At 71.4% G+C, this 6352-nt stretch carries 8 protein-coding genes; 3 read left to right on the forward strand and 5 right to left on the reverse strand.

The features are described from left to right. Window positions 1-753, reverse strand: a 753-nt coding sequence (locus tag EYA84_RS23880) for a cysteine desulfurase family protein (RefSeq protein WP_131055529.1), incomplete at its 3' end; no start/stop codon positions are given. A gap of 195 nt (window positions 754-948) precedes the next feature. Between EYA84_RS23880 and coxB the strand changes: the two genes are divergently transcribed. Together coxB and EYA84_RS23890 are read left to right on the forward strand one after the other, a co-directional pair. Next, window positions 949-1920 carry a cytochrome c oxidase subunit II gene (gene coxB, locus EYA84_RS23885; protein WP_131055531.1) on the forward strand — a complete coding sequence of 324 codons (972 nt, stop codon included), beginning with the start codon at window positions 949-951 and terminating at the stop codon, window positions 1918-1920. Between the two features lie 11 nt (window positions 1921-1931). Next, complete coding sequence (locus EYA84_RS23890; RefSeq protein WP_131055533.1) at window positions 1932-2360, forward strand: cytochrome c oxidase subunit 4; 429 nt, start codon at window positions 1932-1934, stop codon at window positions 2358-2360. A 105-nt stretch (window positions 2361-2465) separates the two neighbouring features. Here the strand turns inward: EYA84_RS23890 and EYA84_RS23895 are convergent, their stop codons facing one another. From EYA84_RS23895 to EYA84_RS23910, 4 genes are all read right to left on the reverse strand, one after another. After that, window positions 2466-2669 (reverse strand): hypothetical protein, encoded by a 204-nt coding sequence (locus EYA84_RS23895; RefSeq protein ID WP_131055535.1) that lies wholly within the window; start codon window positions 2667-2669, stop codon window positions 2466-2468. Window positions 2670-2785: 116 nt separating this feature from the next. Next, entirely contained in the window at window positions 2786-3829 is a 1044-nt protein-coding gene (gene trpD / locus EYA84_RS23900) for an anthranilate phosphoribosyltransferase (RefSeq protein ID WP_131055537.1), read from the reverse strand. 88 nt (window positions 3830-3917) lie between these two features. Then, window positions 3918-4313, reverse strand: coding sequence for a hypothetical protein (locus EYA84_RS23905; RefSeq protein WP_131055539.1), 396 nt, complete (start codon window positions 4311-4313; stop codon window positions 3918-3920). 171 nt (window positions 4314-4484) lie between these two features. Next, a complete protein-coding gene (locus EYA84_RS23910) occupies window positions 4485-5435 on the reverse strand; it encodes a cytochrome c oxidase assembly protein (protein ID WP_236145928.1) in 951 nt (316 codons plus the stop codon). Window positions 5436-5606: 171 nt separating this feature from the next. Here EYA84_RS23910 and EYA84_RS23915 point away from each other — a divergent pair, with 171 nt between their 5' ends. Beyond that, a complete protein-coding gene (locus EYA84_RS23915) occupies window positions 5607-6206 on the forward strand; it encodes a heme-copper oxidase subunit III (protein WP_162854382.1) in 600 nt (199 codons plus the stop codon). The last annotated feature ends 146 nt before the right edge of the window (window positions 6207-6352 follow it).

Here is a 6352-nt window from a genome sequence, read left to right on the forward strand (position 1 = left end):
AGAAGAGACAGCCGCCGCCGCGACGACCGCCGGCAGGTTGACCGTGCCGGGCGTACGCCCCGACTCGTGCTCGTCCGACGGCCACGGCGACTCCCAGCGGGTGCCCTTGCGGACCACCAGCAGCCCGACGCCCGGCGGACCGCCCCACTTGCGGGCACTCGCGGTCAACACCGACCAGCCGGCCGGCACCGGTACCCGCCCCACGACCTGGGCGGCGTCGACGTACAACGGCACCCCGGCCTCGGCGCAGGCCGCTGCCGCCTCCTCGACCGGCTGCACGGTGCCCACCTCGTGACTGGCGGCGATCAGCGCGGCCAGCGCCACCTCGGGCCGTGCCACCGCCGCCGACCAGGCCACCGGGTCCAGCCGGCCGGAGCGGTCGACCGGCACCTCGCTCGCGGTACCGCCCCGCGCCACGTGCTGCCCGGCCGCGTGCAGCACCGCCGAGTGCTCGATCGCCGAGTGCACCAGCCCCGCCCCGACACGTCGACGACCGGCCAGGCCGCCCAGCACGGCCGCGTGCGCCGCGCTCGTACCGCTGGGGGTGAAGGAGAGTTCGTCGGGGCGTACGCCGAGGGTGTCCGCCGCCGCCTCGCGGGCGGCGTCGAGCAGCTGGCGGGCGCGGCGGGCCTGGGTGTAGAGCCGATCCGGGTCGGCCCAACCGTCGTCGAGGGCGGCCAGCAGCGCCTGCCGGGCGACCGGATGCAGCGGCGCGGCGGTGGCCGCGTCCAGGTAGACCGGGGAAGGAATCACGTCTGCCCACGCTATCGCCTCGGTCGACGCAAGATCCCCCGTCCAGGGCGGAGAGTGACCCCAACCGGGTCGAGCCCGTCATGGTCGAGTAATCTGCGACCGTCGGTGACGCCTTTGCCGCTGGTGTGGTGGTTCCGCTCGGCGGAGCCGGCCCGACCGAGAAAGCACCGCGGCGCGCTAGGGAGGCAGGACCAGGTGGTCGCAAGGAGTTCGGAGGTACGGCCGACGGCCGTACGGCGCAGCGCATCCCCAGGAGCCGTCGGGCGTCGGGGGCGTCGCGCCGGGCGTCTTGCCGGGCTCGGCTTCGGTGGGGCGGCGCTGCTGGTCCTGCTCACGGGTTGTGACGTCGGTGCGGCGTTCGGCGGCTTCGGCTGGCCCCAGGGCGGCATCACGCCGGAATCCCGGCGGATGTACGACCTGTGGATCGCCTCGTGCATCGCCGCGCTGGTGGTCGGTGTCTTCGTCTGGGGCCTGATCTTCTGGTGCGTGGTGCGCTACCGCAAGCGCGGCAACGAACTGCCCGTGCAGACCCGCTACAACCTGCCGATGGAGTTCCTCTACACCATCGCGCCGGTGCTGGTCGTGGCCGTGCTCTTCTACTACACCGCGGTCGTGCAGACCGACGTGGTGAAGACCACGAACAACCCCGACGTCACCGTCGAGGTGGTCGCCTTCAAGTGGAACTGGCAGTTCAACTACCGCGACGGCCAGGGTGTGGACGCCGAGACCACCGCCTCGGTGCTGGGCACCAGCGAGGTCATCCCGATCCTGGTGCTGCCGAGCAACCGGTCCATCCGGTTCGAGGAGACCAGCCGCGACGTCATCCACTCCTTCTGGGTGCCGGAGATGCTGTTCAAGCGGGACGTGATGCCGGGCAGCATCCGTAACGTCTTCGAGGTCTCCTCACTGGAGTCCGAGGGCGCGTACGTGGGCCGCTGCGCCGAGCTGTGCGGCAGCTACCACGCCTTCATGAACTTCGAGCTGCGGGTCGTCTCGCCGGAGAACTTCGACCGGTTCCTCGCCGCCAAGCAGGACGGGGCTTCGACCCAGGACGCGCTGACCGCCATCGGCGAGGAGCCGTACGCGATCACCACGAAGCCGTTCGAGACGCGCCGTACCCAGGACAACTTCAACCAGGCCAACACCACGGCCGGCGCGGGAAGCTGAGGTAACGCCGGATGAAGACCGAGTGGCGCATCTTCCTCATCATCGCCGCGTTCCTGCTCTTCGCGACCGCCCTCTACGGCGGCTGGACGTTCGCCGACTCGGGCGGTCGGGTCGAGTGGATCGGCACCGTGGCCCTGCTGCTGTCGTTCCTGCTCTGCTCGATGTGCGGCGGCTTCTTCTGGTTCGTCTCCCGCCGGATCGACCTGCGTCCCGAGGACCGTCCCGACGGTGAGATCGCCGACGGCGCGGGCGAGATCGGCTTCTTCAGCCCCGGCAGCTACTGGCCGTTCGGGCTGGCCCTGGCCGCCGCCATCGCCGGCCTCGGCCTGGTGTTCTGGCAGCTCTGGCTGCTGGTCGCCGGCATGCTCGCAGTGGTCCTCGCCACCTGCGGCCTGCTGTTCGAGTACTACAGCGGCACCCGGCGCACCGCCGAGCACTGACCGGCACAGCGACCTGGTGAAAGCCCGCCTCCCTCAGGGAGGCGGGCTTTCCCGTGTCCGTGTCCGGGGTCGGCCACGTCGGGCGGGGTGACGTGGGTGGGGGTGTCAGGCGGCGTGGCGTGGGTGCAGCGCCCGGCGGGCGGGCGGCGTGGCCCGCGAGAGCGAGGCGTAGGGGGCGACGAAGATCGCCGTGCCGCATCCGGTGCAGAGGAGTTCGGGACAGTCGGGGCCGTGACCATCGGCACAGGGCGGCATCTCGAAGGCCCGCATGCCGTCGCAGGTCTCACAGTGCAGCTCACGTACCAACATGGGGCGTCTCCTCCCGCGCGTGCCGGCCGGCGGTCGTGTGGGGAACTACTCGACTGTAGTTTTCCACGGCCGTCCGACGTTTCCGCACTCGGCCGACCGGCCTGGACGGGGTCGGGTCAGGCGGTGGCGACCTCGATCCAGCGGTCGAGCGTACGGGCGGCGTCGCCGGAGTCGATCGACTCGGCGGCCCGGTCCAGGCCGGCGCGCAGGGCGTCGGTCAGGTCGCCGTCCAGCGGACCCTGGGTGGCCAGGGCGGCGGCGGCGTTGACCAGCACGGCGTCGCGTACCGGCCCGGGTTCGCCGGCGAGCAGCCGACGGGCCACGTCGGCGTTGTAGGCGGCGTCACCGCCGCGCAGGTCGCTGAGGGTGGCCCGGGGTACCCCGAGCTCCGTGGCGTCCACCACGGTCTCCCTGACGGTGCCGTTCTGCGCGATCCAGAAGCGGGTGGGTGCGGCGGTGGTGAACTCGTCGAGGCCGTCCTCGCCGCGCATCACGATCACCGAGTCGCCCCGGGCGGCGAAGACGGCGGCCATCACCGGTGCCATGGACGAGTCGAAGCAGCCGACCGCACCGGCGCGGGGACGGGCCGGGTTGGTGAGCGGGCCGAGGAAGTTGAAGGCGGTGGGTACGCCCAACTCGCGGCGTACCGGGCCGGCGTGCCGCATGCCGGGGTGGAAGCGGGCGGCGAAGCAGAAGCCGATACCGGCCTGCTCGACGCAGCGGGCCACCCCCTCCGGACCGAGGTCCAGCGGGATGCCGAGGAACTCCAGCAGGTCCGCGGTGCCGCAGGAGGAGGAGGCGGCCCGGTTGCCGTGCTTGACGACGCGGACGCCCGTTCCGGCGACCACCAGGGCGGTCATCGTGGAGATGTTCACGGTGTGCGCCAGGTCGCCACCGGTGCCGACCACGTCCAGCGCGGTGGCGCGTACCTCCTCGGGCAGCTCGACCGGGACGGCCTCGCCGAGCATCGCCTCCACCAGCCCGGTCACCTCGGCCGGTGTCTCGCCCTTGGCGCGCAGCGCCACGGCGAAACCGGCGATCTGGGCCGGCGCCGCCGAGCCGGACATGATCTCGCCCATCGCCCAGGCGGTGTCGGCGGCGGAGAGTTCCTCGCCGCGCAGCAGCGCGGTGAGCAGGTGTGGCCAGGTCCGATCGCCCATGACGGGCCTCCCGAGCAGACGAGTGCGGGTGGGACGGGACCGGCGCCGGCTCGCCCGGCGCCGTGGCGGTGCCGGAGTCGGGCGTGCGTCAGGCGGGGGCGTGCGTCCGCAGGACCTCGGCCACCGTGGCGGCGGTGGTCACCGGGTCGAGCGGGTGGACCAGGGTGGCGTCGACCTCGGCGTACGCGGCCAGCCAGCGGTCGGCGGCACGGGCGATCACCACGCAGGTCGGCGGGGAGTTCTCGTAGTCGTCCTTGATCTGCCGGGCGATGCCGAGACCGCCACCGGGGCTGGCCTCACCGTCGAGCAGCATCAGGTCGATCTCGAAGTCGTCGACCACGCGGACGCACTCGGCGTAGGTGGACGCCTCGACGAACTCGACGCGCAGGTCGGACGCCGGGCGGGTGCCCACGGCGAGCCGCATCCTGTCCCGCACCTGCGGGTCGTCGCTGTAGAGCAGGACGGTGCACAGACGCTCACTCATGCCGACACTCCGCTTCGCTCCGTGCCGTCCGCTGGCACCACCGCACCGAGTCCGATGACTCGCTCGCGCTCGCTCATGGTCAGACTTGCTCCCACCTCGTAGCTGCGCCGCCGATCGTACCGGTCGTGCCGACCTCCGGGACACGCCGCCCCGCGCGCCCCGCCGCCCGGCTCAGGTGGGGGAGCCGGCGGCGGTCTCCGCCGCACGTTGGCGGGCCTCCTGGCGGTCCAGTTCGCGGTCGACCCGGCGGGCCTCCCGTTCGGCCGAGCGCATCCACTGCACCACCAGGACGCCGAGCATCGTCACGCTGACGAACTCGCCGCCGGCCCAGAGGATGCCTCCGGCGAGCACCTGGTCGTCCCACGGGTCGGCCCAGGCCAGTCCGAGCGAGGGGTACCAGTCGCCACCGAACAGGGTGCTGCTCTGCATGACGGTCAGTCCGAGCACGGTGTGGAACGGCACCGACAGCAGCATCAGCAGGGCCCGGCCCGGGTACGGCCAGCGTCCGGGCAGCGGGTCCAGGCCGACCAGCGGCCAGAAGAAGAGGCAGCCGGTCATGATGAAGTGCGCGTGCACCACCTCGTGCGCCCAGACGTTCTCCAGGGTGTAGCGGTACAGGTCGGTGAAGTACAGCGCGAACGGGTTCACCACGAAGATGGCGAACGCCACCAGCGGGAACGTCCAGATCCGCACGACCCTGCTGTGCAGCACCGCCAGGAGGCGCTTGCGGGGGCGGGTCGGCAGCGTACGCAGGGCCAGCGTCACCGGCGCGCCCAGCGCCAGGAAGATCGGCGCGATCATGGAGAGCACCATGTGCTGCACCATGTGCACCGACAGCAGCGTGGTGTCGTACGCGTGCAGTCCGCTGACCGTGACCGAGGCGATGCCGCCCAGGCCGGGCCCGAGGAAGAAGACCGTCCGGGCGATCGGCCAGCGGTCCCCGCGCAGCCGCAGCCGGTGCACTCCGTAGAGGTAGAGGGCGGCGGCGACGACCAGGACGACGGCGAGCCAGTTGTCCAGCCTGGCCTCGGTGACCACGGCGGTGATCTGGAAGGGCGGCGGGCCGGCGTCGGCCGCGAGCCACCCGGCGCCACCCGTCACCGGGGCCGTCGCCGGGCTGATCGCGCCCGCCGTCAGCTGCGGCGCGGCCGATACGGCCAGCGTGATCGGGTCGGTTTCCAGCACGCCAATCAGCCTAGGTCAGGCGAACCGGACGGTACCGATCGGGCCACTCGGACCACGGGTTTCACCCCCCGCTGATCGCCGGCCGTGGTCAACGGCAATAATGACCGCGTGACTGCGGCCCCAGCCATTGACAAGAGCCGGATCCACTCTCTGACGCGGCCCAACATGGTCAGCGTCGGGACGATCGTCTGGCTCTCCAGCGAGCTCATGTTCTTCGCGGCGCTGTTCGCCATGTACTTCTCCATCCGCGCGGCGGCGCCGGAGCAGTGGGCGATGCACACCGAGGTCCTGAACATCCCGTACGCGACGACGTTCACGACGATCCTGGTGCTGTCCTCGGTGACCTGCCAGATCGGCGTGTTCGCCGCCGAGCGGGGTGACGTGCACGCGCTGCGGCGCTGGTTCACGATCACCTTCGTGATGGGCCTGATCTTCCTGCTCGGCCAGCTCAACGAGTACCGGGAGCTGGTCCACCACGGCATCAAGATCAACGCGGACGGCTACGGGTCGATGTTCTACCTGACCACCGGCTTCCACGGCCTGCACGTGGCGGGAGGTCTGGTCGCCTTCGTGATCTTTATGATCCGCACCACCATGGGCCGGTTCACGCCGGCCCAGGCCACCTCGGCGATCGTCGTGTCGTACTACTGGCACTTCGTCGACGTGGTCTGGATCGGGCTCTACGCCATGATCTACTGGCTTCAGTGATCTTGGCGTGTCTCGCGCCGTGCCGTTGCTCCACCCCCTGAGACAAGGTCCAACCGGTTAAGGACACAGGTCATGACTTCTGACAACGACCGCCGACGCGGCCTGCTCGCGCGGCTGCGCGGGCGGCCCGTGGCGCCCAGCAGGGG

The organism is Verrucosispora sp. SN26_14.1 (genome assembly GCF_004307965.1).
Classification (GTDB): Bacteria; Actinomycetota; Actinomycetes; order Mycobacteriales; family Micromonosporaceae; genus Micromonospora.

Excerpts from the sequence above, each read along its gene's own strand:
- EYA84_RS23890 (WP_131055533.1), top strand. The coding sequence starts at position 1,932 with ATGAAGACCGAGTGGCGCATCTTCCTCATCATCGCCGCGTTCCTGCTC.
- trpD (WP_131055537.1), bottom strand. The coding sequence starts at position 3,829 with ATGGGCGATCGGACCTGGCCACACCTGCTCACCGCGCTGCTGCGCGGC.
- EYA84_RS23905 (WP_131055539.1), bottom strand. The coding sequence starts at position 4,313 with ATGAGTGAGCGTCTGTGCACCGTCCTGCTCTACAGCGACGACCCGCAG.
- EYA84_RS23895 (WP_131055535.1), bottom strand. The coding sequence starts at position 2,669 with ATGTTGGTACGTGAGCTGCACTGTGAGACCTGCGACGGCATGCGGGCC.